The 26,138-nt window shown below is 67.5% G+C and carries 25 protein-coding genes; 11 read left to right on the top strand and 14 right to left on the bottom strand.

Annotated elements, in window-relative coordinates:
* Nucleotides 1-37: 37 nt before the first annotated feature.
* From mobA to G510_RS0113700, 4 genes are all read left to right on the top strand, one after another.
* Nucleotides 38-583: a molybdenum cofactor guanylyltransferase gene (gene mobA / locus G510_RS0113715; protein WP_051216779.1), complete on the top strand. Its 546-nt coding sequence runs from the start codon at nucleotides 38-40 to the stop codon at nucleotides 581-583.
* A 24-nt stretch (nucleotides 584-607) separates the two neighbouring features.
* A complete protein-coding gene (locus G510_RS0113710; RefSeq protein WP_029154068.1) occupies nucleotides 608-1,072 on the top strand; it encodes an ASCH domain-containing protein in 465 nt (154 codons plus the stop codon).
* Nucleotides 1,073-1,262: 190 nt separating this feature from the next.
* A complete protein-coding gene (locus G510_RS0113705; RefSeq protein ID WP_029154067.1) occupies nucleotides 1,263-2,339 on the top strand; it encodes a hypothetical protein in 1,077 nt (358 codons plus the stop codon).
* Nucleotides 2,340-2,474: 135 nt separating this feature from the next.
* A complete protein-coding gene (locus G510_RS0113700; RefSeq protein WP_245563366.1) occupies nucleotides 2,475-2,873 on the top strand; it encodes a DUF1801 domain-containing protein in 399 nt (132 codons plus the stop codon).
* Between the two features lie 93 nt (nucleotides 2,874-2,966).
* Here G510_RS0113700 and G510_RS17110 read toward each other — a convergent pair whose 3' ends face one another.
* The 4 genes from G510_RS17110 to G510_RS0113680 form a co-directional block, all read right to left on the bottom strand.
* Nucleotides 2,967-3,347, bottom strand: coding sequence for a ribosomal maturation YjgA family protein (locus G510_RS17110; RefSeq protein ID WP_051216778.1), 381 nt, complete (start codon nucleotides 3,345-3,347; stop codon nucleotides 2,967-2,969).
* A gap of 80 nt (nucleotides 3,348-3,427) precedes the next feature.
* Nucleotides 3,428-4,813 (bottom strand): glycine--tRNA ligase, encoded by a 1,386-nt coding sequence (locus tag G510_RS0113690; RefSeq protein ID WP_029154065.1) that lies wholly within the window; start codon nucleotides 4,811-4,813, stop codon nucleotides 3,428-3,430.
* Between the two features lie 93 nt (nucleotides 4,814-4,906).
* On the bottom strand, nucleotides 4,907-5,305 hold the full coding sequence (locus G510_RS17105; protein WP_036323540.1) for a hypothetical protein: 399 nt from the start codon (nucleotides 5,303-5,305) through the stop codon (nucleotides 4,907-4,909).
* A gap of 112 nt (nucleotides 5,306-5,417) precedes the next feature.
* Nucleotides 5,418-6,047: a YdeI/OmpD-associated family protein gene (locus G510_RS0113680; protein WP_029154064.1), complete on the bottom strand. Its 630-nt coding sequence runs from the start codon at nucleotides 6,045-6,047 to the stop codon at nucleotides 5,418-5,420.
* 102 nt (nucleotides 6,048-6,149) lie between these two features.
* On the opposite strand from G510_RS0113680, the gene G510_RS0113675 reads away from it, so the two are divergent.
* Nucleotides 6,150-7,595: an MFS transporter gene (locus G510_RS0113675; protein WP_211219208.1), complete on the top strand. Its 1,446-nt coding sequence runs from the start codon at nucleotides 6,150-6,152 to the stop codon at nucleotides 7,593-7,595.
* 3 nt (nucleotides 7,596-7,598) lie between these two features.
* On the opposite strand, the gene G510_RS0113670 is transcribed toward G510_RS0113675, so the two are convergent.
* Nucleotides 7,599-8,279, bottom strand: coding sequence for a GNAT family N-acetyltransferase (locus G510_RS0113670; protein WP_029154062.1), 681 nt, complete (start codon nucleotides 8,277-8,279; stop codon nucleotides 7,599-7,601).
* A gap of 119 nt (nucleotides 8,280-8,398) precedes the next feature.
* Here G510_RS0113670 and purU point away from each other — a divergent pair, with 119 nt between their 5' ends.
* The 4 genes from purU (at nucleotide 8,399) to G510_RS18765 (ending at nucleotide 11,661) form a co-directional block, all read left to right on the top strand.
* The gene (purU, locus tag G510_RS0113665) at nucleotides 8,399-9,280 is read left to right on the top strand and encodes a formyltetrahydrofolate deformylase (protein WP_029154061.1); all 882 of its coding nucleotides are present in this window, start codon (nucleotides 8,399-8,401) and stop codon (nucleotides 9,278-9,280) included.
* 88 nt (nucleotides 9,281-9,368) lie between these two features.
* Complete coding sequence (locus G510_RS17100; protein ID WP_051216777.1) at nucleotides 9,369-10,022, top strand: Pr6Pr family membrane protein; 654 nt, start codon at nucleotides 9,369-9,371, stop codon at nucleotides 10,020-10,022.
* A gap of 61 nt (nucleotides 10,023-10,083) precedes the next feature.
* Nucleotides 10,084-11,292, top strand: coding sequence for a cobalamin-independent methionine synthase II family protein (locus tag G510_RS0113655; protein WP_029154060.1), 1,209 nt, complete (start codon nucleotides 10,084-10,086; stop codon nucleotides 11,290-11,292).
* A 21-nt stretch (nucleotides 11,293-11,313) separates the two neighbouring features.
* On the top strand, nucleotides 11,314-11,661 hold the full coding sequence (locus tag G510_RS18765) for a DUF488 domain-containing protein (protein WP_029154059.1): 348 nt from the start codon (nucleotides 11,314-11,316) through the stop codon (nucleotides 11,659-11,661).
* A gap of 76 nt (nucleotides 11,662-11,737) precedes the next feature.
* On the opposite strand, the gene G510_RS0113645 is transcribed toward G510_RS18765, so the two are convergent.
* On the bottom strand, nucleotides 11,738-12,229 hold the full coding sequence (locus G510_RS0113645) for a hypothetical protein (RefSeq protein ID WP_029154058.1): 492 nt from the start codon (nucleotides 12,227-12,229) through the stop codon (nucleotides 11,738-11,740).
* 173 nt (nucleotides 12,230-12,402) lie between these two features.
* Here G510_RS0113645 and G510_RS18445 point away from each other — a divergent pair, with 173 nt between their 5' ends.
* The gene (locus G510_RS18445; RefSeq protein ID WP_157560702.1) at nucleotides 12,403-12,579 is read left to right on the top strand and encodes a hypothetical protein; all 177 of its coding nucleotides are present in this window, start codon (nucleotides 12,403-12,405) and stop codon (nucleotides 12,577-12,579) included.
* A gap of 72 nt (nucleotides 12,580-12,651) precedes the next feature.
* Here the strand turns inward: G510_RS18445 and G510_RS17095 are convergent, their stop codons facing one another.
* From G510_RS17095 to phnD, 5 genes are read right to left on the bottom strand one after another with little or no spacing between them, the layout of a single operon-like run.
* On the bottom strand, nucleotides 12,652-13,290 hold the full coding sequence (locus tag G510_RS17095) for a TetR/AcrR family transcriptional regulator (protein WP_036323536.1): 639 nt from the start codon (nucleotides 13,288-13,290) through the stop codon (nucleotides 12,652-12,654).
* Nucleotides 13,287-14,042: a tyrosine-protein phosphatase gene (locus G510_RS0113630; protein WP_029154057.1), complete on the bottom strand. Its 756-nt coding sequence runs from the start codon at nucleotides 14,040-14,042 to the stop codon at nucleotides 13,287-13,289. The genes G510_RS17095 and G510_RS0113630 overlap by 4 nt, the downstream gene beginning before the upstream one ends.
* On the bottom strand, nucleotides 14,039-14,869 hold the full coding sequence (gene phnE / locus G510_RS0113625; RefSeq protein ID WP_029154056.1) for a phosphonate ABC transporter, permease protein PhnE: 831 nt from the start codon (nucleotides 14,867-14,869) through the stop codon (nucleotides 14,039-14,041). The genes G510_RS0113630 and phnE overlap by 4 nt, the downstream gene beginning before the upstream one ends.
* Nucleotides 14,869-15,669: a phosphonate ABC transporter ATP-binding protein gene (phnC, locus tag G510_RS0113620; RefSeq protein WP_051216823.1), complete on the bottom strand. Its 801-nt coding sequence runs from the start codon at nucleotides 15,667-15,669 to the stop codon at nucleotides 14,869-14,871. The genes phnE and phnC overlap by 1 nt, the downstream gene beginning before the upstream one ends.
* 5 nt (nucleotides 15,670-15,674) lie before the next feature.
* The gene (phnD, locus tag G510_RS0113615) at nucleotides 15,675-16,595 is read right to left on the bottom strand and encodes a phosphate/phosphite/phosphonate ABC transporter substrate-binding protein (RefSeq protein ID WP_029154054.1); all 921 of its coding nucleotides are present in this window, start codon (nucleotides 16,593-16,595) and stop codon (nucleotides 15,675-15,677) included.
* Nucleotides 16,596-16,751: 156 nt separating this feature from the next.
* Here phnD and G510_RS0113610 point away from each other — a divergent pair, with 156 nt between their 5' ends.
* Nucleotides 16,752-17,843, top strand: coding sequence for a hypothetical protein (locus G510_RS0113610; protein ID WP_029154053.1), 1,092 nt, complete (start codon nucleotides 16,752-16,754; stop codon nucleotides 17,841-17,843).
* An 82-nt stretch (nucleotides 17,844-17,925) separates the two neighbouring features.
* On the opposite strand, the gene G510_RS17700 is transcribed toward G510_RS0113610, so the two are convergent.
* The 3 genes from G510_RS17700 to G510_RS17080 all read right to left on the bottom strand — a co-directional run.
* Nucleotides 17,926-21,045, bottom strand: a complete 3,120-nt coding sequence (locus G510_RS17700; protein WP_157560700.1) for a glycoside hydrolase family 3 C-terminal domain-containing protein — start codon at nucleotides 21,043-21,045, stop codon at nucleotides 17,926-17,928.
* 112 nt (nucleotides 21,046-21,157) lie between these two features.
* Nucleotides 21,158-21,976 (bottom strand): GNAT family N-acetyltransferase, encoded by an 819-nt coding sequence (locus tag G510_RS17085; RefSeq protein WP_084644402.1) that lies wholly within the window; start codon nucleotides 21,974-21,976, stop codon nucleotides 21,158-21,160.
* Between the two features lie 166 nt (nucleotides 21,977-22,142).
* On the bottom strand, nucleotides 22,143-26,138 hold a 3,996-nt coding region (locus tag G510_RS17080; protein WP_211219207.1), incomplete at its 5' end, for an isopeptide-forming domain-containing fimbrial protein.

The raw sequence follows: 26,138 nt of genomic DNA, 5'->3' as shown, positions 1-26,138 counted from the left end.
TCTGCCGTAGTTGTGCGCGGCGGATAGGCTCGGCCGCGTGGAGACCCTGACGATCGTGCTCACCGGGGGCCGCTCGACGCGGATGGGCGGGCGGCACAAACCGGCGCTCCTCGTCGGCGGATCATCCATCGTCGACCGCGCGGTCGCGGCCGCCCCGGGACGCGTGGTGATTGCGGGATCCGGCGAGGGTCTGACGCTGCCGGGTGTCGACGTCGTGCGCGAGGACCCGCCGTTCGCGGGGCCGGTCGCGGGCGTCGCGGCGGCACTATCGTGCGTTGCACCGGGCGCCCGGACCGTGCTGCTGCTCGGCGGGGACATGCCGTTCCTCGACGCTGACTTCCTCGCTCAGCTCACCGCGGAGACGCCCGCGATCGCCCGCGACGACGCGGGCCGCGACCAATACCTGTGTGCCGCGTGGCCGGAGGAGACGCTGCGGCGCCGGCTCGCGGAGATCGGCGACCCGGCAAACGTGCCGGTGCGTCGGCTGTACGAGGGGGTCGCGTTTCAGGCGTTCGATGCGCCAGCCGGATCCGTGCGCGACGTCGATTCGCCGGAGGACCTTGCGGGCCTCGACGACGGATGAGCGGCCCGAAATAGGCTGGTTGCCATGATGAATGTCACCGAATTCTGGGCCGAGGCCCGCGCGGCTGTTCCGCGGCTTCCTACCGACGTCCCGCACGAAGACCGCGTCTGGGGCTTCGGCGCAACGCGCGGGCATGCCGATGAGCTGCTCGGCCTCGTGCTCGCGGGCGTCAAGACGGGCACCGCGAGCTACGTGTGGGAGTACGAGGCCGACGGCGAGGCGCTGCCCGAGCCGGGCGGTTTCGACATCGTGCTCGACGGATCCGACGTGCCGCGAGCAGTGATCGAGACAGTCTCGATCGAGGTCGTTCCGTTTGATCAGGTCACCGAGGAGCACGCCCGAGCCGAGGGCGAGGACGACCGCACGCTCGACTCGTGGCGACGGATCCATCGGGAGTTCTTCGAGGAACATGTCGACGTCGGACGACCTTTCGCCGACGACATGCCGATGGTGTGCGAGCGATTCCGGGTGGTGTTCCCCGTTCGGTAGACGCCGGTTCTCTTCGGAAGGAGAATCCGCGCAACTACGGAGTCAGACCAAGATCTGGGGCCTCGGATCGCCCGATTCTCCTTCCGAACGACACGCGTGCGGCTAGGTCAAGGCCGTGTCGAGCGGCATAATTGGTGCGCGGCATGGTCCGCACGACTTCCGACGCGCGATCTCGAAACGGACTACCTCTATGCCCCGCACCCGCACCACCCTCCTTGCCCTCACTTTCGCCGGGGTTCTCGCTCTGGGGTTGGCGGGGTGCGGATCCGGAACTGAGGATCCCGCGCCGTCGCCGACCACAACTCCGACCCCTGAGGCGGTCGAGTTCGATCCGCGCATCGAGGTCACGGGCGAAGCCACCACCGTTCTCGAGCTGACCGATGCCGACGGCACCGATATCGAACTGACGACCCCCTACCCGGATGTCGCCGTCACCGGCGTCGAGCCCGACATTGCCGACGCGTTCACGAGCGACGTCACGGACAATTTGACGAACCGCGTGGACGAGCAGCTCCAGGAGTACACCGAGCTCGGGATCCCCGAGTGCGCCGACGAGGTCGCGGGCACGGACGACCCGTGTCTGCGCGAGGCGACGTTCGAGGTCGAGCACGCCGACGTGTACGAGGACTACGGCACCGTCGCGACGCGCACCTCGTTCACGCTGGGCAGCCGCGACCGGAACAACCAGGTCCATTCCGTGACGACGAACCTGCGCACGGACGAGACGGCCGAGCTGTCTGAGTTCCTGGATCCGGTGGGAGACTCGCGCGCCGTGCGCTCGCTCGAGGCGGCGGAGAACTGGGCGCTCACGTGCGGCGAGGAGACGCCGGAGGAGTATCTCGCGGCCGTGAAGGGGTTCTACCCATCCGAGAACGGTGTGACCCTGCTCTGGTCGCCGAACCCGACGTACTCCGCGCAGTGCCAGGTCGACGAGGTTCTCGTGCCGTGGACGATGCCCGAGGAGTCGGAGCAGCCGACCGCCGCCGACGTCAACGGCGACTGGTGCCCGACCGAGGACAGCGTGACCGATTACGGGTGCGCGACGATCGTGTTCCCAACGGCGACCTTCGACGATGGATCGGTGTGGAACCTGTACGGCGGTGACGACAGCGGTGATGGCGGCTTCTCGTTCAGCACCGATGGCGCCCCGTTCGGCACCTACTATCCAGCCGGCATCGCGATCGACACGGCGGGCACCGTCGCGGACTCGCCCGACCACGACCGCATCTGGAGCAGCCAGAGCGGCATGATGCTCGTGCGCCAGTAGCGGTCGCGTTCGGAAGGAGAATCCGCGCAACTACGGAGTCAGACCAAGATCTGGGGCCTCGGATCGCCCGATTCTCCTTCCGGGGAGCACCCGGACCAGTCGCGGTTTGTCCTGCGACTCGGCATGATGACACTCATGGATGAGACTTTCGCCGCGGTGACTCCGGAGAGGCGGCGCCGCGACGCGGTGACGCTGCTCGCGATGATGCGCGAAATCACGGGCGAGGAACCGATAGTTGATCGCGGGATCGTCGGGTTCGGCACCTACCACTATCGCTACGCCTCGGGCCGCGAGGGCGATGCCCCGGCTGCCGCGTTCGCCCCGCGGAAGGCGGCGATGTCGATCTACCTGCCGGACGGCATCGGCGCCCACGCCGATGCGCTCGCCGAGCTCGGCCCGCACACCTCGGGCGTCGGCTGCCTGTACGTGAAAGATCTGTCGGCATGCGATCTCGGGGTGCTGCGGCGCATCGTCGAGACGTCGTATCGGACCGTGATCGACGGAGTATTCGGGAATCGCGCGCGCGAGTCATAGCCCGCGGCCCGGTTCTGTCTGAACCTCGCTCGGCGGCGAATCGGTTCCGTCGGAGAGTACCCCCGGATCAGGGTCGAACCGGTCCTCCGGGCATCATTCTCCGACAGACCCGGAAGGGACCGCGCGACGGCTCCGGCGGAACCGGGCAGCGTCCGCTCCCGCGGCGAGCGCGACGCCGAGCGCGTAGAAGACGAGGTCGGTCCAGGCGAACCCACTGCCGAAGACGAGCGTCCACGGCGACCCCCACTGCGCCGGCAGGCCCGTGAGCTGAAACAGCTCGACGCCGACGCACCAGGCGAGCGCAAAAGCCCATGCCCCGCGCGGCACAACGATCGCGGCGAGCAGGTAGATGAGCACCGCATAAAGCACGTCGCCGATCGCATCCGTCGCGAACGAGTCCGGTGCCAGCAGATGCACGCCGAGCCCCGCCGCGATCACGACGAGGGCGAGGACTCCGAGAACGACACGGCGCATGAGGGCGAGCGTAAGGCGGCGGCCTGAACGAACCCCTCGTCAGACGAAGGTGGGCCGGAGATCCCCGGCCCACCTGGAAATCACGCCCCGCGGAGTCGCTCCGCGAGGTAGCCGTACAGGCCATCGAGCGGCACGCGCTCCTGGCCCATCGTGTCGCGGTCGCGCACCGTGACCGCGTTGTCGTCGAGGCTGTCGAAGTCGACCGTCACGCAGAACGGCGTGCCGACCTCGTCCTGGCGGCGATAGCGGCGGCCGATGGCGCCGGCATCATCGAAGTCGACGTTCCAAGATCCGCGCAGGTCATCAGCCACCTTGCGAGCAAGCGGTGACAGCTTCTCGTTGCGACTCAGCGGCAGCACGGCGATCTTGACGGGCGCGAGGCGCGGGTCGAGCTTCAGTACGGTGCGGGTATCGGTGCCGCCCTTGGCGTTCGGCACCTCTTCCTCTTCGTATGCGTCGACGAGGAACGCCATCATCGCGCGGGTGAGGCCGAACGACGGCTCGATCACATACGGCACGTACTTCTCACCCGAGGCCTGATCGAAGAACGCGAGGTTCGTTCCCGACTGCTCGATGTGGTTCTTGAGGTCGAAGTCGGTGCGGTTGGCGACGCCCATGAGCTCGCCCCAGCCCTTGCCTGCGAAGCCGAAGTCGTACTCGAAGTCGATCGTTCGGTCCGAGTAGTGGGCACGCTCATCTTCGGGTACATCGAAACGGCGCATGTTCTCGGGCGTGATGCCCAGCTCGACGAACCAGTCCCAGCACGCCTCCACCCAGTGGTCGAACCACTCGGCGGCAGTGTCCGGCGCGACGAAGAACTCGATCTCCATCTGCTCGAACTCGCGCGTGCGGAAGATGAAGTTGCCGGGCGTGATCTCGTTGCGGAACGCTTTGCCGACCTGGCCGATGCCGAACGGCGGCTTCTTGCGCGCCGCCGTGACGACGTTCGCGAAGTTCGTGAAGATGCCCTGCGCCGTCTCGGGGCGCAGGTAGTACCGGCCCGACTCGTCGTCGACGACACCGAGGTACGTCTTCACCAGACCGGAGAACGACTTCGGCTCGGTCCACTGACCGCGGGTGCCGCAATCGGGGCACGCGATGTCGACCATGCCGTTCTCAGGCACTCGCCCCTTCTTCGCCTCGAACGCCTCAAGCAGGTGATCTTCGCGGTGGCGCTTGTGGCACTGCAGGCACTCGACGAGCGGATCCGTGAACGTCGCCACGTGACCGGACGCCTCCCACACCTTCGTCGGCAGGATGATCGAGCTGTCGAGGCCGACCATATCGCCGCGACCGCGCACGAACGTCTGCCACCACTGCCGACGGATGTTCTCCTTCAGCTCGGTGCCGAGGGGGCCGTAGTCCCATGCCGAACGCGATCCGCCGTAGATCTCACCCGCTTGGAACACGAACCCGCGATGACGGGCGAGGGCGATGACTTTGTCGAGGCGAGACTGCTCGGCCACGGTGGCTCCAATGGTCGTCGGGAATTCGCGCGGCCAGAGCGGCGCGCGCGGTGCGTCAATCCTACCGACGGCGCCTGGATGCCACGACGGGCGTCACGGCCACGGCGCCGCGCGGTCCTGAGCGGTCAGCGGGCGCAGCTCGGCGGGCGGCGGCCACGGCAGCTCGAACAGCTCGTAGGGCACGTCGATCGCGCCGAAGTCGTCGGTCTTCACGACGATGCGGCCCGGGTGACCGTCGAGATCGGGACGGAACTCGACCAGGCGCACGCGAATGTTCCGGCCGTCGCGCGCAAGGATCCACGGCTCCGCCATCCACGACAGACTCGTGTTCTCGAGCGCGTCCTCTGCGACGTCCCAGTCGGCGGGGTCGGCCAGCGGCTCGGCGAACAGCGACATCGCCTGCCAGTCGTCCCCCGCAGGCCGAATCCATCCGACCAGCTCTCGGTCAGAGCTTCTGCGGTGTGCGATCCAGTCGTCTCCGATCGTCGTCATGCAGCCACCCTATGCACGACTACGGCAACCACTGGCGAAACCCGGCCCCGCACGGCGCAATCATGCGGATCACGCCCAGACCTGCCGTCGTTGTGCGCCCAGGCACCGGCACCTACACCCCGGCAGCCGCCGCAGCGCGGGCCAGCCACGCCGGCGTCTTTCCGCCGCGGGCGAGGGAGATGAGCTCGCCCGCCGTGCAGCACTCGACCAGCTGCCGCGCACGCCGCTCGCGCGTCGCGGCCTGCTTCGCCGACGAGATCCAGTGCCGCACGGTCTTGCGGTAGCCGGGGGTCGCCGCCTCGAGGAACGCGACCGCCTGCGGGGAAGAATCGATGATCGCCTGCAGGTCCGGCGCGAGCTCAGCATCGCCCTGTTCGAACGAGTACACCCCCGAGTTGTCCTCGGTGCGCCGCTCGTAGGCCGCGATGCCGGACGGATGCATGCGCCCCTCCGCGAGAAGCCGCTCGACGTGCGCGATGTTGATCTTCGACCACGTGCTGCGAGCCTTGCGCGGCGTCCACCTCTGGCGCCGGATGTTCTCGTCGACCGGGTGCGACACCGAATCGATCCACCCGAAGCACAGTGCCTCGGGAACCGCGTCTGCCCAGGTCAGGCCGCGATCGGCGACATCGGCCCGGCGCAGCTCCATCCACAGCTCGGACTCGGTGTCGTGGTGCTGTTCGAGCCATGCGCGGAACGCCGCCGCATCGCGGAAGAACACGGTTGGAACGTCGTCGGTCATCAAAAATCAGTATGCCGTGCATCGGCAACCGCGCGCCAGCTCCGCTCGCACCTCATCCCACGACCCAGTGGGTGCGAGCCATCCGATAGCCTGCTGAAAGATATGAATGATTCGACGGGGTCCCGCAGCGGTCTCACCCGCCGCATGCCCGGATGGGCGATCGTCGCGGCTCTCGCGTTCGCCGGGCTCAGTTCGGCGTTCATGTTCACGCTCGTCGTCCCGCTGCAGGCCGACCTGCCGATCCTGCTCGACGCGTCGCGCGAGGACACGACCTGGGTCGTCACGATCACGCTGCTCGTGGCCGCCATCGCGACGCCGATCTCGGGCCGCCTCGGCGACATGTACGGCAAGCGACGGATCATTCTCGCCCTTCTCGTCGCGCTCATGGTCGGATCCCTCATCGCCGCCCTGTCGCAATCGATCATCGGCGTGATCATCGGGCGCGGCTTTCAGGGCCTGACGACCGGAGTGATCCCCCTCGGCATCGCGATCATGCGCGACGTGCTGCGGCCCGCGCGGCTCGGCACGGCGGTCGCGTTCATGAGCGCGACCATGGGCGTCGGCGGCGCGATCGGCATGCCCGTGGCGGCATTCGTCGCCGAGCAGTTCGACTGGCACATGCTCTTCTGGCTGTCGCTCGGCCTCGGCGTGATCGGATTCGCCGCTGTCTGGTTCGTCGTGCCGGTCGATACGCTGCGCTCGCCCGGGCGCCTCGATGTGGTCGGTGTGATCGGTCTCGCCGCGGGCCTGACTGGACTTCTGCTGTTCGTCTCGCGCGGAGCTGACTGGGGATGGGCGTCACCGGCCGCGATCGGATCCGTCGCGGGCGGCGTCATCGCGCTCGGACTGTGGGCATGGCACCAACTGAGAACGACGGATCCGCTCGTCGATCTTCGCGTCGCCTCGCGCCCGGCCGTCCTCCTGACCAACCTCGCCGCGATCGGCATGGGCTTTGCACTCTTCGGATCGAACGTGTCGTTCCCGCAACTGCTCGAACTGCCGGCGTCGACCGGGCACGGCTTCGGGCTCACGATGATGCAGGCGGCGCTCGTGATCATGCCGTCGGGCCTGATCATGATGGTCTTATCTCCGCTGTCGGGACGGCTCGAGCGGCTCTTCGGCCCGCGCCCGCTGCTCACGATCGGCACGGCGGCGATCGTCGTCGCCTACGTGTTCGTGCTGATCTTCTCGACCGAGGTGTGGCACATCGTTGTCGTCAACTGCATCATCGGCGTCGGCATCGCCTTCTCATTCGCCGCCATGCCGATGATCATCATGCAGGCGGTGCCAGCGAACGAGACCGGCGTCTCGAACGGGATCAACGCACTGTTCCGGTCGGTCGGCACTTCAGGCGCCTCCGCCGTGATGGGCGGCGTGCTCGCCGCGATGAGCGTCGACGTCGACGGTCACGCAATCCCGACCGCGGCCGCCTTCGAGGTGTGCTTCTGGATCGCGATCGTGGCCGCCATCGCCGCGACGATCCTCACGTTCTTCATCCCGCGCTCGACGCCGGAAGCGCGCGCCTCGCTTCCGCCTTCCGAGCGATAAGCCTCAGGCTTGGACGAAGAGGTAGCCGCGCTGGTCGTCGAAACCTGCGATCTCGAGGCCGCGGTTGGTGAGAATCGCCATCTCCCGACGCAGGTTCATGCGCCACTGGTGAGCCTCGCGAGGATCGTCGATACGCATCTGCTCCACATCGCTCGGAATCTCAAGGTTCGCGACCACGTCGGCCTCTTCCGGGTGCTTCGCCAAGGATGCGAGTGCCCACTTGACGTCGAGGCGGTCGCTCTCGTCTCCTGCGTCACCGCCGCCGAAGATGCCGTACTGGTTCACGGCGTATCCGGTCACGCGCGCTCCCAGAACGCTGAGGAAGAAGTGCGCGTTGCGGGCGACGAGCGGATCAAAGGTCCACGTCACGTTGCCGACGCCGTGCCCGAGGGCCCACTGACGCTGGTGCTCCTTCAGCTCGCGGCCCCAACCTCGTCCGCGGAACTCGGGGAGGAGAGCTGTGATGTGCGAGTGCATCGACCGTGTCGACGGCTCGCCGAAGAAAGCGACCGACGCGCCGACCATGCGGCCATCGTCGAAGAATCCGACCGCGTAGTTGCCCGACTGCTGGAGCGCGCGCAACGTACCGGCATCGATCACTCGCTGAGCGCCGCGGATCGCGTCAAGCACCCCCTGCGCCTCGAGGATCAGTTCCACGGTCTCCAAGTCACGGATCTCTCGCATCGTCCCAGCCTAGCCCGGCACGCAATCGGTCGACTCGGATAACTCGGCAATCCCCTCTACACTTTTGGCGGGCTCCTCGCTTCGGCTGAGCGGGCTCTGTCGTTCAGAAAGGACGCCCGATGACCGCTTCCGCGATCCCTCATCTCGCTGATCACGCCAGTCTGATCGTGCACGGACCCGACCAGCCGGGAATCGTCGGCCAGGTCGCGGCGCTCGTGACGCGCAACGGCGGCAACATCATCTCCCTCGATCAGTACTCAACGAATGAATCGGGCGGCGACTTCTTCCAGCGAATCGTGCTGCACCGCGAGAATCTCGCGGGCGCGACTCCCGACATCGAGGCGGATCTCGAGGCGACTCTTGCTCCGATGGGCCTGTCGTGGCGCGTGCGCGACATGTCGCAGCCGCTGCGCATGGCGGTGCTCGCGTCGAAGAGCGACCATTGCCTACTCGACCTGCTCTGGCGTCACCGCCGCGGCGAGCTTCCCGTGACGATCCCCATGACCATCTCGAATCACACCGACGTCGCCGACGACGTGCGCACGTTCGGGATCCCGTTCTTCCATGTGCCGTCGCAGGCGGGCCCGGACAAGTCGACGTCCGAGGCGGAGATCCTGTCGCTGCTCAAGGACAACGTCGACTTCATCGTTCTCGCCCGCTACATGCAGGTGATCTCGAGCGATTTCCTCGAGAAGCTCGGCGTGCCCGTGATCAACATTCACCACTCGTTCCTGCCCGCGTTCATCGGCGCGGCCCCGTACCGCAAGGCGAAGGAGCGCGGCGTCAAGCTGATCGGTGCGACCGCGCACTACGTCACCGAGGATCTCGACGAGGGGCCGATCATCGAGCAGGACGTGGTGCGCGTCACCCACGCCGACACGGCAGCGGATCTGCAGAGCCGCGGATCCGACGTCGAGCGCGCCGTGCTGAGCCGCGCGGTCACGTGGCATGCGGAAGACCGCGTGATCCGCCACGGCAACCACACGATCGTCTTCAACTAAGCGGCCACGCGGGGCCTGAGACAGGCTCCGTAGACTCATCGGTACGCCGAGAGGGAGGGCGCGGGTGACGGGACGCAGGTGGTTCGGGATGGCGCGACTCGCCATCGCCGTCCTGTGCGCCGCGGCGCTCGTGCACCGACTGCTGTGGGGGCTCAGTTCCCAGACGATCGCCGGGCAGAACTTCTTCGCATATCTGACGATCCAGTCGAACATCGCCTTTCTCGCGCTCGCGGCGACGGGAGGCGTGCTCGCCCTCACGATGCACGAGGATCCGCCGTGGCTGACCGACGTGCGCACGGCCGTGCTCAGCTGGACGATCACGGCCGGTCTCGTCTTCGCACTGCTCGTCTGGCAGGCAGGGGTGCGCGGGATTCCGATGGCCGTGCCGTGGTCGGACGTCGTTCTGCACTTCGCCCTGCCCGCCGTCTCACTCGCGGGCTGGGTGTACGGTCCGAGCAGGCGGCGCGCACGCTGGCGCCTCATCGCGATCGTCGTCGCGTACCCGATCGTGTGGGGCCTGTTCACGCTGTGGCGCGGGAATAGCATTGGCTGGTACCCGTACTACTTCCTCGACCTCAGACAGGTGTCCGGCCTCACTGAGTTCTGCCTCACCTGCCTCTTCGCGCTCGCCGTGTTCGCGGGCGTCGCCTCGGGGCTGATCCTGCTCAGCAGGGGTAACCCGCGGATCCGTCTGCTTCGCAGGGCCGCATCACGCGAACGTCGCCGACACGTCGCGACATGAGTTGTGCGGCGGTGCGGGCGAGCGGCTATCTTCGTGAGCGTCCGACTACCGAGGAGCCGCCATGACGACGATCCAGACCACCACCGCGGGCAGCCTTCCGCGCACCGCACAGCTGATCGAGGCGAACGCCGCCCGCGAGTTCGAGGACGACGGCTTCACGCTGAAGTCGACCCCCGAGTACGAGGAGCTCGTGACGGCAGCTGTTGCGGACGTCGTCGCGCGCCAGCGCGACGTCGGCATCACGCAGCCCGGCGACGGCGAGTTCGGCAAGGCGATGTCGAACCCGATCGACTACGGCGCATGGTGGGGGTATTCGTTCCAGCGCGTGTCGGGGCTCGAGCTCACCGACAACTCGTTCTTCACGTTCGAGCGGGTCGAGTCGACGCCGGGCAATGTGAAGATCACCTCGTTCCTCGACCGCCGCGACCGCGAGGCCTTCGCCGATGCCTATGCCGACCCCGAGTCGGGCGTCGGAACCGGCAAGAACGCGACCGCGTTCCCCACCAACACGGGCGACATCGCCTACACGGGCCACGACAAGGTCGCCGCCGACGTGCGCCATCTGACGAGCGCCCTGCACGACGGCGAAACCGGCTTCATCACCGCGATCGCCCCGGGCTCGGCAGCGCGCATCACGACGAGTCACTTCCCGACGGAAGAAGAGCACATCTGGGCGTGGGCCGCAGCGCTCCGCGAAGAGTACAAGGCGATCACCGATGCGGGGCTCATCGTGCAGCTCGACGACCCGTCGCTCGCTGAGAACTGGGACCAGATCCAGCCGGAGCCGAGCGTTGCCGACTACAACGCGTTCACGCAGATCCGCATCGATGCGATCAACGAAGCGATCAGGGGCCTCCCCAAGGAGCAGGTGCGCCTGCACCTGTGCTGGGGCTCCTGGCACGGCCCGCACTCGACTGACATCGAGCTGAAGCACATCCTGAAGACCGTGCTCGGCGCGAACGTCGGCCAGATCTCGTTCGAGGCCGCGAATGCCCGCCACGAGCACGAGTGGACGGTGTGGGAGGAGAACAAGGACATCATCCCCGACGACCTCGTCCTCGTGCCCGGCGTCGTGGGCCACTCGACGAACATCGTCGAGCACCCCGAGCTCGTCGCCCAGCGCATCGAGCGCTTCGCGAAGATCGTCGGTCCCGAGCGCGTCACGGCCGCCACCGACTGCGGCCTCGGCGGACGCGTGCACGAGCAGGTCGCCTGGGCCAAGCTCGCGTCGCTCGGCGAGGGCGCACGGATCGCATCGACGCGCGTCTGAGCCGAGCGTAGGATCCGAATCATGGGACGGATTCGGATCAAGCGCGCATATGAGAACGCGGATCCCGGCGATGGGTTCCGCGTTCTCGTCGACCGGCTCTGGCCGCGCGGGGTCTCCAAGGAACGCGCCGACGTCGACGAGCATCTCAAGGACATCGCGCCGTCGCCCGACCTGCGCACCTGGTGGAACCATGATCCCGACCGCTACGACGAGTTCGCGAAGCGCTATCGCTCAGAGCTCGACGACAACCCGGCGGTCGATGACCTGCGACGGATCATCACCGACCACAAGGTCGTCACCCTCGTGTACGGGGCGAAGGACCCCGAAGTGAACCACGCCGTCGTTCTGAAGGAGTACGTGGCTTCGTGATCCCTCGGAGCCCGATTCCGCCCCATCGTTAGCGCGAATCTCCTTCCGAGGGATCCGCGACTCGACGGTGCGCATCTCAGAAGCACGCGCTCTTCACTTTGACACGCAGCGACGATGTCACCTCGTACGTGCGGCCGCTCTGCTCGTGGTACCCGATAACGAGCTCGGTCACGTCGATCTCACTGCCGCCGAGCGGCGGAAAGACTGCCATGATGTTGGCGGACTCGCCGGGATCGATGGCGTATCCCTCCGCCCGTTGCCTCTGTTCCCACACTTTCGGAGGATCGTCGAGCGAGAAAGTGCCTTGAGAAGTCGTGCCTTCCATAGGCAGCACGTAGAAATCGGCACCCGCCGCGCCCACCGTTTCTAACGAGTCGAGCACGACAGTCTCATCCACATCCCCCGGGAGGTCGACCAACTCGCCATAGGCGACAGACTCGTCTGGGCCCGACGAGATACACAGTTGGCCGGATCCGTTGGGCTCGAGCGGCCCGACGCCAGCGGCGCAGCCTACGGAAGCGATCATGACGGTAGCAATAATTCCGAGGAGGCCGAGCGCTCTGTTCATAACCGATCGCAATCTATGAGTGGCCGAGGGAGCGCCAGCGGCAGCGCTGCAGAATATGGCGATGTCACTTGCGTCACCGCCTGTTGAGAACAATGCCGAATGTAACGATCAGGATGATCATATTGCGTCCGTAGATGCCCCCGCGGATACTCGTGGCTGGAGAGGAATATCCCGTGCGCACATCGGTGAAGATCTGGCTCAGCCTGATCCCGGGGATCCTGTTCGTCGCCGTACTCGTGTACTTCGTCGCTCAAACGGGCGGAAGCGGCAGTGGCAGTGCGGAAGACAATGCCCTTGCGCTCATCAGCTTCACGGCATCAGCGCACGTCCCCTGGATCCTGCTCGCCTGACGACACCCAACCCACGCGTTCAGAAGGACTTTCGCTCCTCCTGACCTCGAAATCGGGCAATCCAGTCCGTAGTTAACGCACATCTCCTTCCGAAGGATCCGCGCTCATCCCCCGCCACGCCACCTCGAACGCCTCGCGGCAGCGGGCGAGCGTGTCGGGGTCGGCCATGCTCGCTCCGCGCACGACGATCTGGTAGTAGAAAACTCCGTTTATGAGGTCGATGCACGCCTCGAGGTCGAGATCGTCGCGGAGGTCGCCCCGCTCCTGCGCCACGGCGAGCGCGGCGAGGAACGAGACGCGACGCCGCCTGATGTGCGAGGTCCAGTACGCGCGCTGCAGCTCGGGGTTCTGCATCACGAGCGCCATGCGCGCGCGGAACCGACGGTCGCTGTACGTCGATCCGCGCACAGCGACCGGATCGCCGAACATCATCGAAACGATCGCTTCTTTGATGTCACCCGACGTATCGATCTCGATCGTCGCGCGCCCTTTGTCGAGAGCCGCGGCAACGAGCTCCGGCAGGCTCGGCCAGCGCCGATAGAGCGCGGCCCGCGAGACGCCGCTGGCCGCCACGACGGCCGACACCGTGACCTTCTGATCGCGTTCGATCAGTCCGATGACGGCGTCGAGGATCCGCTCGTCGTGGCCGCTCGCGCGCGGACGGCCGGGGCCGCGCGCGGCGACCCCGGTCCCAAGTGCTCCCGTGCTCACGCGACGGCGCGCTCCCGCAACCGCGCGATGAGGCCGTCGGTCAGCCCCGCCTCGCGCAACGCAACGAGCGGATCCGTGCCGCCCGCCCCGAGGTGCGCGAGCAGCCCACGGATCGGCTCGGGCGAGAACTCGGATCGCGTCGCGGCTCGCGCGGCCTCATCGAGGTCGAGCCCGAACTTCGCCATCAATCGCCCGATCGTCGGCTCGAGGCGACGCATGATCGCATCGGAGTTCTCGCCGGTGCGCACGTAGTCGGCCACGATCGCCTCCGGCTCGGCGCCGAGCGCGAGAAGCAGCGATGCGGCGAGGACGCCCGTGCGGTCCTGCCCGGCGGCGCAGTGGAACGCGACGGCGCCCGGGGCGTAGGCGATGATGGCGAGGGCCTGCACGATGCGGGGAGCGGCGGCGTCGAGCATGCGCACGTACATCGATCCGTACTTCGTCTGGTCGTGGATCTCGGCACCGGCATCGCCGATCGACGCCATGAACGGCACGTGGTGGTAGGTGACGGGCAGGGATCCGATCGGGCCGCGACCGGTGAACTCGACCTCGTCGACGGAGCGCAGGTCGATGATCGTCGTCAGCCCGTCCGCGACGAGCGACGACGCGGTCTCGAGGTCGACGATCGAGAGGTCGTCGGCGCGGATCGCGACGCCGGGCCGCACGGATCCGCCCGACACGGGGATCCCGCCGAGGTCGCGCAGGTTGACGGGCGCCGAGAGGGGCAGGTCGATCGTGTCGATGAGCGTCATGTGATCTTCTTTCTGATGATCGCGCTCGCCTGGTCGATGATCGTGACGAGCACGATGATGCAGATGACCATAGCGAACAGGTGTCCGTAGTCGTAGCGGTTCATTGCGGTGGTGAGCTCGAGGCCGATGCCTCCGGCGCCCACGAGGCCGAGGATCGTCGCGCCGCGCACGTTGCCCTCGAACAGGAGCAGCGTGTAGCTCGTCAGGAGCGGCAGCGCCTGCGGCAGGATCCCGTACTGGATCACCTGCCGCTTCGAGGCGCCGACCGACTCCATTGCGACGATCGGGCCGCGATCGACGGCCTCCATCGCCTCAGCGAAGACCTTGCCGATGGATCCGATGGATCCGATCGTCATCGCGAGGATGCCCGCGAACGGTCCGAGCCCGACGGCCGAGACGAACATCAGCGCGATGACGAGGTCGGGAAGCGCGCGGATGATGTTCATCGTCCAGCGGCAGAGGTAATACAGCCACCGCGGGGCGATGTTGCTCGCGGCGCCAAACGCGACGACCAGCGACAGAATGGTGCCGATCACGGTGCCGACGATCGCCATCTGCAGCGTCTCGAGCAGCAGGGCGAGGATCAGGCCGATCTTCGAGAAGTCGGGCGGGAACATGCGCAGCATGAACTCGCCCATGTTGGCCGCGCCCTCGCCGAGCTTGAGGAAGTCGAACTGGGCGCCGTTGGCCGACCACAGGAAGAGCGCCACGCCCACGATGACGCCGACGATGAACCGGGCGCGCGGGATCCGGAACGCGCGCTCCATGCTCTCGCGGGCGCGCGGATCCAGCTCCGCCTTCGCCCTGGGCTTCTCGACGGTCGACATCAGTCTTCCTCCTCGTCGCCCAGGTCGTACACGGGCGCCAGCTGATCTGCGTCGAGCTCGCTCGTGCGGCCCGAGACGACGATCTCGCCGTGGCGCAGGCCGACGATGCGGTCCGAGTGGGCGAGCGCGAGCGGCACGACGTGCAGACTCACGAGCACGGGGATATTGTCTTCGCGCGCGATCTGCCGCAGCAGTTCGAGCACCGTGCGGCTCATGCGCGGATCAAGCGACGCGACGGGCTCGTCGGCAAGGATCACGCGGGGGTTCTGCATCAGCGCCCGCGCGATCGCGACCCGCTGCTGTTGCCCGCCCGACAGCGACCGGGCCGGTTCCCCGGCCTTGTGCGCGATCCCGACGCGGTCGAGAAGTTCGAGCGCGCGCACGCGATCCGAACTGCGGAACGTGCCGAGCAGGTTCGCGGCGCCCGCGCCGTAGAGGGATCCGGTCAGCACGTTCGTGAGCACGCTCAGACGCCCGACGAGGTTGAACTGCTGGAACACCTGGCCGGTCTGCGAGCGCAACCGGCGCAGCTGCCCGCGCTGGAGGTTCGCGACATCGAAGTCGCCGGCGTCGACCGATCCGGATTCGATCGCCGCGAAGCCGGTCAGGGCCTTCATCAGGGTCGATTTGCCCGATCCGCTGGAACCGAGCAGCGCAACCGTCTCGCCGCGGAAGAGGTCGAGGTCGACGCCGTCGAGCACGAGCGGCTGGTCATCCGAGTAGCGCACCGTCAGGTTACGGACGCGGACGAGCGGCTCGTCTGTTCGGGTCTCCGGCGGGCGCATGAGAAGGTCGGTCATCGCGATCACTCGAGGTCCGAGATGTCGACGCCGGCGACGGCCGCGATGTCGACGATGGGCTGGAAGACGTCGGCCCCCGGCTCAAGGATCGGCTCGATGCCCTCGGGCATGCCGCTCATGTACATACCGATCGCGTCGCGGTTCTCGTCGCTGAACACCTTCGGAATCGCCTCGACGAGGGCTTGACGCTTCTCTTCCGACATCTGCTGGTTGCCGAGCACCGACATCGAGATCGGCATGTCGCGGCTCTCGCCGATCGAGCGCGTCTCACCCTCGTCGAAGGGGAACATCGGGTTGTCCTGGCCGGCCATCTTCGGGAAGATCGTCGAGGTGCACGCAACGTCGGCTTGGCCCTCTTTCAGAGCGATGAAGCTGCGATCGTGTCCGCCCGACATGAGCTCTTTGAAGTCGCCGTCGTCCTTGTGCAGGCCGATCTGGTCGAGCATGTAGGTCGGCATGTAATAGCCGCTCGACGAGTTCGGGTCGGCGAACGCGATCGTCGTCTCGGCCGTGATGTCCTCGAGCGACTCGAGCGGCGAGTCGTCGAGCACGAGGCAGGTTGAGACCGGTTCAGCGAGGCCGGGCCATGCGACGAGCGAGTCGACCTCGCCTGTGTTGACGGCGAGCGCCGAGGGGAAGGCGCTCATGATGCCGATGTCTTCGTGGCCCGCACGCACGGCCTCGATCACGGCGGAGTAGTTGGGAACGTCGGTGATCTCGACGGTCATTCCGGTCGCCTCCTCGAGGAGGGCGGCGATCTCGTCGGTCGGCGTCTCGGCGTTGGGGTCGTCCACGAGCGGCAGCGTCGCGAAGCGGATCACGTCGTCCGACGCGTCGGCGTCGGCCGCCGGCGAGGAGCAGCCGGCGAGGAGGGCGGCGGAGCCGGCCGCGAGGGCGACGGCGATCAGGGGAGTGCGCAGGCGCATGGCGAGCCTTTCGGAGGGAGGAACGGAACATCCCCGATGTAACCCGGCCAAGGTGACGAGCAATTACGAGAACGGGGGTCCCAGAATGGACGAGTCGATGAACGGCGGGTTACGGGAGCGCCGGTCTCGCTATTCGGATCCCCATACGCTGGACCCATGCAGTTCGACGCACGCGCCCTGACCGATCCCGTCGACCGGCGCGAGGTGCGCGCACACTCCCGGCAGCTGCGGTCGAGGTTCCCGCGCGCGACGCGGCGCGGGTCGAGCGACGTGGCGCGCATCGTCGTCTCGGTCATGATGCTCGTCATCGGCGTGCCGATGCTCGTCTTCGGCCTGCTCGCCCTCTTCCTGATCGACGGTCTCGTGCCGTTCGGGCTCGCCTTCGGCGGCATGGGGGCCGGGTTGATCGTCGCGGCGATCCTCCTGCTCGTCTGGAACGGATCCGCCCCCGTGCAGCACTATCGCCTCGAGCGGTTCGCCGCGGCGAACGGCATAAGCTTCCACCCGGGCTACGACGACCCGCAACTGCCCGGAATGCTGTTCGACGTCGGCCGGCAGCGGTACTCGGAGATGCTCGTGCGGGGCGAGGCGCCGCGGTTCGTCGAGTTCGGCAACTATCGGTACACGACCGGATCCGGCAAGAGCCAGCAGACGCACACCTGGGGGTACATCGCGGTGCGCCTGGACGCGCCGCTGCCGAACATCGTGCTCGACGCCGAGGGCAACAACAGCCTGTTCGGATCGAACCTGCCCGTGCGGCTCGACAAGGGCCAGCGTCTCAGCCTCGAGGGCGGATTCGACACGCACTTCAGCCTCTACTGCCCCACGGGGTATGAGGCCGACGCGCTGTACCTGTTCACGCCCGACATCATGCAGCGATTCATGAACCGAGCCGCGCAGCTCGACGTCGAGATCGTCGATGACTGGCTCTTCTTCTACTCCGCCTCGCCCCTGTCGACCCTCGAGCCCGAGAGGTGGCGGTGGCAGTTCTCCGTCGTCGGCGCCATGCTCGACAAGATCGCGCGATGGGGCCGCTGGCGCGACGAGCGGCTGCGGACGACGAGCACCGCGCCGGTCGCGGGCGTGCAGCCGGCGCTCGCGGATCCGCAGCACCTGCGGCCCCCGGAGGGCGTCGCCGAGCCTGGGCGGCGCCTCAAACGCCGCCGGTTCACGTGGGTCACGATCTCGGTGATCGCCGCGGTCCTCATCATCCAGGCGATCAGCATCACGCTGAGCGTGCTGGATTAGCCGCTCCGCTCCCGCATCTGCAAGCGAAGGCCCGGGACCGCGATGATGCGGACCCGGGCCTTCGCCGTCAACTGCGGCCTGGTCAGGCGCTTGCAGTCGCCTTGCGGCGCAGGACGATCGCGCCCGCGCCGAGCGCGATGAGGATCATCGCGGCGACAGCGATCCCGCCCGCCGTTCCGCTGCCGCCCGTCGGTGAGAGCGCCGCGGGGGCGTTCACCCGCAGGTCGGCGGAGGCGATGACCTCGCCGTCGGCGTCGACGAGCTCCACCGCGCGGACGCCGGGCTCCGTCTCCTCAGGAACGCGGAAGGAGGCCTCGATCGTGCCTGACTCGGTCGCACTGACCGAGGCGACCTCTGTCGGAGCAGACCGCAGCACGACGGTGTAGTCGCCGACCGGGATCTGCTCGCCGGTGACCTCGACGGCGTCACCGGGGGATGCGCTCTCGGGATCGACCGTCAGGCGCGGCGTCGCGACAACCGCCTCGTGATGCTCGGAGATTTCGCTCGTGTTGCCCGCGACATCGCTCGCCCGGTAGGCAACGCGGTCGCCGGGCTCGATGTCGACCGGCTCACCGTAGGCGTTCCATGCCTCGGGCATCTCACCCTCGGCAGAGATTGCGGACCACTCGAGTTGCGCGACGCCGGATGCCTCATCCGTCGCCAACAGCACGAGGCGTTCGCCCTCGACAGCGGCGGTCGCCTTGGGTGCCGTGAGGTCGACCTTGCCGTCCCACGAGACCTCTTCCGATACGTTTCCGCTCGCGTCGGTCGCGCGCGCCAGGACGGAGTGCGAACCGTCGGAGTCGATGACGACGGGCTCCTCGTACGGCGCCCAGCCGGCATCGTCGATGTTCACCTCGAGCATCGGGTCCGTGTCGACGTCGTCCGACGCGGTCACCTCTACGGCGACCTGAGACACGTACCACTCGTCGTTCCCGTCAGGGTTCTCGGGCGTCGCCGCCACGGTCGCCACGGGAGGGGTGACGTCCGCGTCGAAGGTGAACGTCTCTTCGAGTTCGAGGGTGCGCGACGACGCTCCGACGGCGACGACGTAGTCGCCCTCGGACATGCTCCACGCGTCGGCCTCGACGTCCCAGGTCGAGAACGGACGGTTGCTCGCCGTCGAGTCGACGACGAGTTCGACGCGTTCGCTGGCGCCCGGCTCGAGTTCGATGCGGTCGAAGCCCACGAGCCGTTTGCCGGGCTCGTTCGTCGCCTCGGGGAGGGTGAGGTACACCTGAGGGATCTCCGTGCCTCGCACGTCTCCGGTGTTCTCGACGGTGAACGACACGGTCGCCGCCGAACGATCGTCGTCCGACGACGTCTCGACCTGCAGATCCGAGTACGAGAACGTCGTGTAGCTCAGGCCGTGTCCGAACTCGAACAGCGGGTCGATGTCGCGCTCGTCGTACCACTTGTACCCGATCTCGAGACCCTCTGCGTAGTCGATCTGACGGATCTCTTCGTCGTTCGCCCTCTCGGTCGAGCCGTTCGCGAACACACCCGGGTACTGCGCGTCGTTGCCTGCCGTGGGAGTGTCGGCGAGCGACACGGGGAACGTCATCGGCAGCTTTCCGGACGGGCTCACATCGCCCCAGAGCAGCGACACGAGCGCGGGGCCCATCTGCTCGCCCGGGTACCAGGACTCGAGCACGGCCGACGTCTGATCGATCCACGGCATCTCGACGGCGGATCCCGTGTTCAGGACGGCAGCGGTGCGCGGGTTCGCGGACGAGACCGCGTCGATGAGCGCATCCCCGCCACCCTGCAGCGAGAGGTCCGCGACATCGGAGAACTCGCCCATCTTCTGATAGCCGAACACGATGGCGATGTCTGCGGACGCCGCGACGTCGGCGGCAGACGCCGGATCCGTTCCCGCGTCGAACGTCACGGTCGCGCCGATCTCAGCGGCGCGCTCGCGGATCGCATCCTCGGGCGAGACGAGGTCTTCGCACTCGAGCGTGTTGCCGTCATTCCACGCCATGGAACAGATCGTGCTGGCGCTCACGCCTTCGGTGGGCGTGGACGATGCCGTCGCACCGATGATCGCGATCTCCGCGCCCGCGTCGATGTCGAGCGGGAGCAGACCGTCGTTCTTCAGAAGCACCGAGCCCTGCTGAGCGGCCTCGAGCGCGATCGATGTGTGCTCCGTCGTCGACGCGTCTTCGACGGGCGTCTCGGGCAGCGGTGTATCGAAGAGACCGTGCTCGATGTAGGCCGAGATCACGCGACCGGCGGCTTCGTCGACGCGCTGTTCGGTGATGTCACCAGCCGCGAGCGCCTTGTCAAGAAGCTCGGGCGTAAAGTGCTTCGGGGCATTCAGCTCCTGATCGAGCCCAGAATTGAGAGCTGCAGCAGTCGAATGAACCGCGCCGAAGTCGGACACCACGTAGCCCGCAAAGCCCATCAGGCCCTTCAGGTTCGTGTTCAGAATCGGGTTCTCGCACCCGTAGACGCCGTTGATCTGGTTGTAGGAGCACATCACGCTGGCAGGATCCGACTCGGCAACAGCGATCTCAACCGGGAGGTCGTAGGCCTGCCGCAGGGTGCGCTCGTCGATGTTCGATGAGCTGGTCTGACGGTCGAGCTCCTGCTCGTTGCCGACGTAATGCTTGATGTCAGCCATGACCGGTTTGCCGTCGACGCCTTGCAATCCCGAAACCGCGTGCGCAGCAAGTCGGCCGGTCAACAGCGGATCTTCGCCGAAGTACTCGGGAGTACGACCCGACAGGGGCGTACGGCCGGACGCGAGCCCCGGACCGAGGACGCCGTTCTTGCCCTTATCGAAGGCTTCCGCGCCCTGAGTGGCGGACTTCGCCTCCGTGAGATCAAGGTTCCAACTTGCCGCGAGCGCGATCGGCGCGGGGAACGCGGTGACTCCCGAGGTGAAGCGCACGCCGTCGGGCCCGTCGGTGTAGACGACCGTCGGCGTGCCCTCCACCTGGGCCGGGTAGGTCACGTCGCCGAACTCGGTCTGCTGGGGCGAGTTGGCCGCCTGTTCGTTGAGCCAGCGGTACTTCTGGTGCAGCGAGCTCGCTTCGAGCAGGAGTTCGGTGCGTTCGGCGGTCGTGCGGCCTGTGTCCAGCCACGGCACGTCGGCCTCATCCGCCATCGCCGCGGTCGGTGCCACGCCGCCGAGCGCGGTCATCGCCGCCACCGTGAGCGCGGCTATCCCACCCGCTCTGAATCTCTTCGTTGACAAATGCCACTCCTCTGTGTGCAGGTCATCCTGGCGGTGCTGCCAAAATTGAAGCGCTTCAAAACGCCCCGAGAGTAAGATATCGCTACCCCGAGACTCACGTCAATGATTCGTTTCAATTCGAAGAATCACAGCGCTCACTGGATGCGACCCGAAGCGCTGTCGGATCCCGTGCGCAGGAGTCTCGTTGGGCCGAAGCCTCCGGGGTACGGGCGCGGAGGAAGGTCACCTTGCGGCGCAGGCGGAACCCGAGCTTCTCATAGGCCGCGATCGCGCCGGAGTTGGCGCCCGACGCGTGCAGGAACGGCGCGTCGCCCCGCTCGCGGATCCCGTGGGCGACGTCGAGCGTCAGGGCGGAGGCGAGCCCCTGCCGGCGGTAGTCCTCGTCGACCGAGACCGCGCTGATCTCCGTGAACCCGTCGGCGTGGAGTCGCTCCCCCGCCATCGCGACGAGGCGACCCTCGCGGCGCACGCCGACGTAGCGGCCGAGCTGGTAGGTGCGCGGCAGGAAGGGGCCGGGCTTGTTCCGCTCGACGAGCGCGAGCATCTCGGTGGCATCGTCGGCGCCGAGTTCGACGGCGCCCTCGAATGGCTGCCCCGTGACCCGGTCCGTCGCGACGAGCTGCACGCCGTCGCCGCGGCTGGTCTCGCGCCATCCGTCCGGCAGCTCGCCAGCGAAATGCGACAGCGACAGGTCGGCGCCAGGCCCGAACAGGTCGAGCAGGGAGTCCCAGATCCGCGGTTCGTCCCAGGAAACGACGCCCACGAACGGCGAGACGTCTTCCGGATATCGCTTCGCGAAATCGTCGCCCTCCGCGAACCGTGCATGCGCGCCCGTGAGCGCAGACCATGCGGGGCTGTCGAGCACGTCGGTGTCGACCCCTGCTTCCTGAGCGTGGTGAGCGGCGGCTGGTCGCGGCGTGAATTCGAACACGTGATCAATTCTGCTCCTGCGGGGCTGTGAGGAGCTCTGATCTGCGGCGATCGACGAGATTTGTCCGCCTCGGGCATGCCGCGGACTTCGCTCGCGGCGCGGCAGGTCCCGGCGACGCGCAGGGGTGATCGGGTCAGACCCGATCACCCCTAGCCAGCCTCGACCGCTATGCGCGGCGCCGGCGTCGACTGACGAGCCAGACCACGGATGCCCCGACCAGGAGCATCGCCCCGGCGATGCCGCCAATCAGCGGTGCCTGGTCCATGCCACTCGGGCTGAGCCCGCCGCCCTCGCGCACCGGGTTGCGAGTCTCCTGCGCGGGAGGTTCGATGACCTCACCGCCCGGGCCGACTCCCATTGCGCTCGCGACGTTCGTCAGCGTCGCGCCGCTGGCGTCGGCCTTCACGGTGACCGAGTAGACGACCGTCACGGTCTGGCCCGGCGGCAGCGCACCCGACCAGGCGAGCTCGTCGCCGTCGATCGTGAGGCCTCCGACCGGCACGCCGTCGATCTGCGCGACCGCGTCGTCGTTGAACGACGCATCTGCCAGCACGCCCGACAGGTCATCCGAGATGTCCACCGGGTCCAGCACCGTCTCGCCCGTGTTGGCACCGGTGAGCGTGTAGGTGATCACGTCGCCCGTTTCGACGACCGATCCGCTCTCCGGGTCCACGGTCTTCGAGAACTCGAAACCGGGGTCCTTCACCGGGCTCGTCGTCTCCGACGGCGGGGGCGTGATGACGCTGCCGCCCGGAGGCACAGCCGTTCCGGTCGCCGAGTTCACCAGCTTCGCCCCGCCGGCACCCGCCTTCACGGTGACCGAGTACGTCACCGTCACCGTCTGACCCGGCTCGAGCGAGCCCGACCACGTCAGCTCGTCGCCGTCGAGCGCGGGTGCGTCGACCTCCTCGCCGTCGATCTGCGCGACCGCGTCGTCGTTGAACGACGCCCCGGACAGCACTCCGGAGAGGTCATCGACGATGTCCACCGGATCCAGCACCGTCTCGCCGGTGTTGGATCCCGTTAGCGTGTAGGTGACGATGTCACCGGGGTCGACGGCGGCACCGCTTGCCGGATCCACGCTCTTCGAGAACTCGAAACCAGGGTCCTTCACCGGGCTCGTCGTCTCCGACGGCGGCGGCGTGATGACGCTGCCGCCCGGAGGCACAGCCGAACCCGTCGCCGAGTTCACCAGCTCCACACCGCCCGCGTCTGCGTCGACCGTCACCGAGTACTCAAGCGTTACGGTCTGCCCGGGTTCGAGCGCGCCCGACCACGACAGCGTGTTGCCGTCGCGAGCGATCCCGCCGACCTCCTCGCCCTCGATCTGCGCGACCGCATCGTCGTTGAACGACGCACCCGCCAGCACACCCGAGAGGTCATCGACGATGTCGACCGGGTCGAGCACCGTCTCACCCGTATTCACACCGGTGATCCGGTACGTCACCGTCTCGCCGGGGTCGACTGCGGTTCCGCTCTCCGGGTCAACCGACTTGGAGAGGGAGTAGCCGGGAACGCTCACAGGGTTCGTCGTCAGGGACGGCGGCGGCGTGATCGTGCTGCCACCCGGAGGCACAGCGGTTCCCGTTGCCGAGTTCTCGAGCGTCGCCCCACCGGCGTCCGCGTTCACCGTCACCGAGTACGTCACGGTCACGGTCTGACCCGGCTGCAACGCACCCGACCAGGTGAGCTCGTCGCCGTCGATCGCGGGGGCATCGACCGGCTCGCCGTCAATCTGCGCGGCCGCGTCGTCGTTGAACGACGCACCCGCGAGCACACCCGACAGATCATCGGTCAGATCCACCGGATCCAGTACCGTCTCGCCCGTATTCGCACCGGTCAGCGTGTACGTCACAACCGATCCGGGGTCGAGGGCCGAGCCGCTCTCCGGGTCCACGGTCTTCGAGAACTCGAAACCGGGATCCTTCACCGGGTTGGTCGTCTCAGACGGCGGCGGCGTGATCGTGCTGCCACCCGGAGGCACAGCCGTTCCCGTTGCCGAGTTCTCGAGCGTCGCCCCACCGGCGTCCGCATTCACCGTCACCGAGTAGGTCAGCGTGATGGTCTGTCCAGGATCGAGCGCGCCGGACCACGACAGCGTGTTGCCGTCGAGTGCGACCCCGCCGACCTCCTCGCCCTCGATCTGCGCGACCGCGTCGTCGTTGAACGACGCGCCTGCGAGCACACCCGAGAGATCGTCGACGATGTCGATCGGATCGAGCACCGTCTCGCCGGTGTTCTCTCCCGTCACCGTGTACGTCACGACCGAACCGGGATCGACCGATGCGCCTGCCTCGGGTTCCGCGGTCTTCGACAGTTCGAAGCCGGGTTCCTTGACCGGCGTCTCGGTCTCGGTCGGGGGCGGCGTGATCGTCGCACCGCCCGGAGGCGTCGCCGAACTCGTTGCGAAGTTCTTCAGCGTCTCACCACCGGCATCGGGGTTCACCGTCACCGAATAGGTGACCGTGATGGTCTCCCCAACTGCGAGCGGACCATTCCAGGACAGCTGCCCGTCGCCAACGGTCAGGCCGTCGACCGGGGTGCCGTTCACCGTCGCGGCGGCGTCATCGTTGTAGGTGGCGCCCGCGAGCACGGCTGATAGGTCGTCCGCGATCTCCACCGGTTCAAGCACCGTCTCGCCGGTGTTCTCGCCCGTCAGGGTGTAGGTCACAACGCTGCCCGGGTCGACGGCCGTGCCGCTCGCGGGATCCACCGACTTGGAGAGCTCGAAGCCGGGCTCGTTCACCGGGTTGTCCACGTTCGACGGCGGAGGCGTGATCGTGCTGCCGCCCGGAGGCACAGCCGCACCCGTCAGCGAGTTCGACAGCGTCGCGCCACCGGCCTCGGGATCCACCGTCACCGAGAACGTGACCTCGACCGTCTCACCAATGGCGAGCGAGCCATTCCACGACAGCTGCCCGTCGCCGACGGCCAGACCCTCGACCGGCTCGCCGTTCACGGTCGCCGCCGCATCGTCGTTATACGCAGCCCCGTCGAGCACGGCCGACAAGTCGTCGGAGATCTCCACCGGATCCAGCGCCGTCTGACCAGTGTTCTCACCCGTCAGCGTGTAGGTCAGCACACTGCCCGGATCCACAGCCGTGCCGCTCTCGGGGTTCACCGACTTCGACAGCGAGAAGCCCGGCAGATTCACCGGCGTCTCGGTCTCACCCGGCGGCGGAGTGATCCTGCTGCCACCCGGGGGCGTCGCGGAGGCCGTCGCCGAGTTCTCGAGCGTCTCGCCACCGGCATCACCATTGACGGTCACCGAGTAGGTGATCGTGACCGTCTCGCCGACGGCGAGCGGGCTCGACCATGACAGCTGCCCATCCTCAACGGTCGGTGCGTCGACCGGGGTGCCGTTCACCGTCGCGGCCACGTCGTCGTTGTATGACGCACCGTTGAGTACGGCGGACATGTCGTCCGCGATCTCCACCGGATCCAGAACCGTCTCGCCTGTGTTCACGCCCGTGAGCGTGTACGTCAGAACGCTGCCCGGATCTACGGCCGTACCGCTCGCCGGATCCACCGACTTCGAGAACTCGAAGCCCGGCTCATTCACCGGGTTGTCCACATTCGAGGACGGAGGCGTGATCGTGCTGCCGCCCGGAGGCACAGCCGTTCCCGCCAACGAGTTGGACAGCGTCGCCCCACCGGCATCCGGATCCACCGTCACCGAGAACGTGATCTCCACCGTCTCACCGACCGCGAGCGAACCGTTCCACGACAGCTGCCCATCCTCGACCGTCAGCCCCTCGGCCGACTCGCCGTCCACCGTCGCGGCGGCGTCATCGTTGTATGCGGCGCCGTCGAGCACGCCCGACAGGTCGTCGGAGATCTCCACCGGATCCAGAACAGTCTGACCAGTGTTCTCACCCGTCAGCGTGTACGTCAGAACGCTGCCCGGATCCACCGCCGTGCCACTGTCCGGATCCACCGACTTCGACAGCGAGAAGCCCGGCAGATTCACCGGCGTCTCGGTCTCACCCGGCGGCGGAGTGATCGTCGCGCCGCCCGGCGGCGTCGCAGAGCCCGATGCCGTGTTCGACAGCGTCTCACCACCGGCGTCGGGGTTCACCGTCACCGAATAGGTGACCGTGACCGTCTCGCCCACGGCGAGCGAACCGTTCCACGACAGCTGCCCGTCGCCGACGGTCAGACC

This window comes from Microbacterium gubbeenense DSM 15944, assembly GCF_000422745.1.
Classification (GTDB): domain Bacteria; phylum Actinomycetota; class Actinomycetes; order Actinomycetales; family Microbacteriaceae; genus Microbacterium; species Microbacterium gubbeenense.
Note: the sequence above shows the minus strand (reverse complement) of the source record. Positions and strands in the feature narration are given on the sequence as shown.

What these genes read in the sequence shown, in the direction of transcription:
- phnD (WP_029154054.1), bottom strand. Translation starts at nt 16,595, where the DNA reads ATGCGCCTGCGCACTCCCCTGATCGCCGTCGCCCTCGCGGCCGGCTCC.
- G510_RS0113630 (WP_029154057.1), bottom strand. Translation starts at nt 14,042, where the DNA reads ATGACGCTCATCGACACGATCGACCTGCCCCTCTCGGCGCCCGTCAAC.
- G510_RS0113705 (WP_029154067.1), top strand. Translation starts at nt 1,263, where the DNA reads ATGCCCCGCACCCGCACCACCCTCCTTGCCCTCACTTTCGCCGGGGTT.
- G510_RS0113645 (WP_029154058.1), bottom strand. Translation starts at nt 12,229, where the DNA reads ATGAACAGAGCGCTCGGCCTCCTCGGAATTATTGCTACCGTCATGATC.
- G510_RS17100 (WP_051216777.1), top strand. Translation starts at nt 9,369, where the DNA reads ATGGCGCGACTCGCCATCGCCGTCCTGTGCGCCGCGGCGCTCGTGCAC.
- G510_RS0113675 (WP_211219208.1), top strand. Translation starts at nt 6,150, where the DNA reads ATGAATGATTCGACGGGGTCCCGCAGCGGTCTCACCCGCCGCATGCCC.
- G510_RS17110 (WP_051216778.1), bottom strand. Translation starts at nt 3,347, where the DNA reads ATGCGCCGTGTCGTTCTCGGAGTCCTCGCCCTCGTCGTGATCGCGGCG.
- G510_RS18765 (WP_029154059.1), top strand. Translation starts at nt 11,314, where the DNA reads ATGGGACGGATTCGGATCAAGCGCGCATATGAGAACGCGGATCCCGGC.
- G510_RS17105 (WP_036323540.1), bottom strand. Translation starts at nt 5,305, where the DNA reads ATGACGACGATCGGAGACGACTGGATCGCACACCGCAGAAGCTCTGAC.
- phnE (WP_029154056.1), bottom strand. Translation starts at nt 14,869, where the DNA reads ATGTCGACCGTCGAGAAGCCCAGGGCGAAGGCGGAGCTGGATCCGCGC.
- G510_RS0113670 (WP_029154062.1), bottom strand. Translation starts at nt 8,279, where the DNA reads ATGCGAGAGATCCGTGACTTGGAGACCGTGGAACTGATCCTCGAGGCG.
- G510_RS0113710 (WP_029154068.1), top strand. Translation starts at nt 608, where the DNA reads ATGATGAATGTCACCGAATTCTGGGCCGAGGCCCGCGCGGCTGTTCCG.
- G510_RS0113680 (WP_029154064.1), bottom strand. Translation starts at nt 6,047, where the DNA reads ATGACCGACGACGTTCCAACCGTGTTCTTCCGCGATGCGGCGGCGTTC.
- G510_RS0113610 (WP_029154053.1), top strand. Translation starts at nt 16,752, where the DNA reads ATGCAGTTCGACGCACGCGCCCTGACCGATCCCGTCGACCGGCGCGAG.
- phnC (WP_051216823.1), bottom strand. Translation starts at nt 15,669, where the DNA reads ATGACCGACCTTCTCATGCGCCCGCCGGAGACCCGAACAGACGAGCCG.
- purU (WP_029154061.1), top strand. Translation starts at nt 8,399, where the DNA reads ATGACCGCTTCCGCGATCCCTCATCTCGCTGATCACGCCAGTCTGATC.
- G510_RS0113655 (WP_029154060.1), top strand. Translation starts at nt 10,084, where the DNA reads ATGACGACGATCCAGACCACCACCGCGGGCAGCCTTCCGCGCACCGCA.
- G510_RS0113700 (WP_245563366.1), top strand. Translation starts at nt 2,475, where the DNA reads ATGGATGAGACTTTCGCCGCGGTGACTCCGGAGAGGCGGCGCCGCGAC.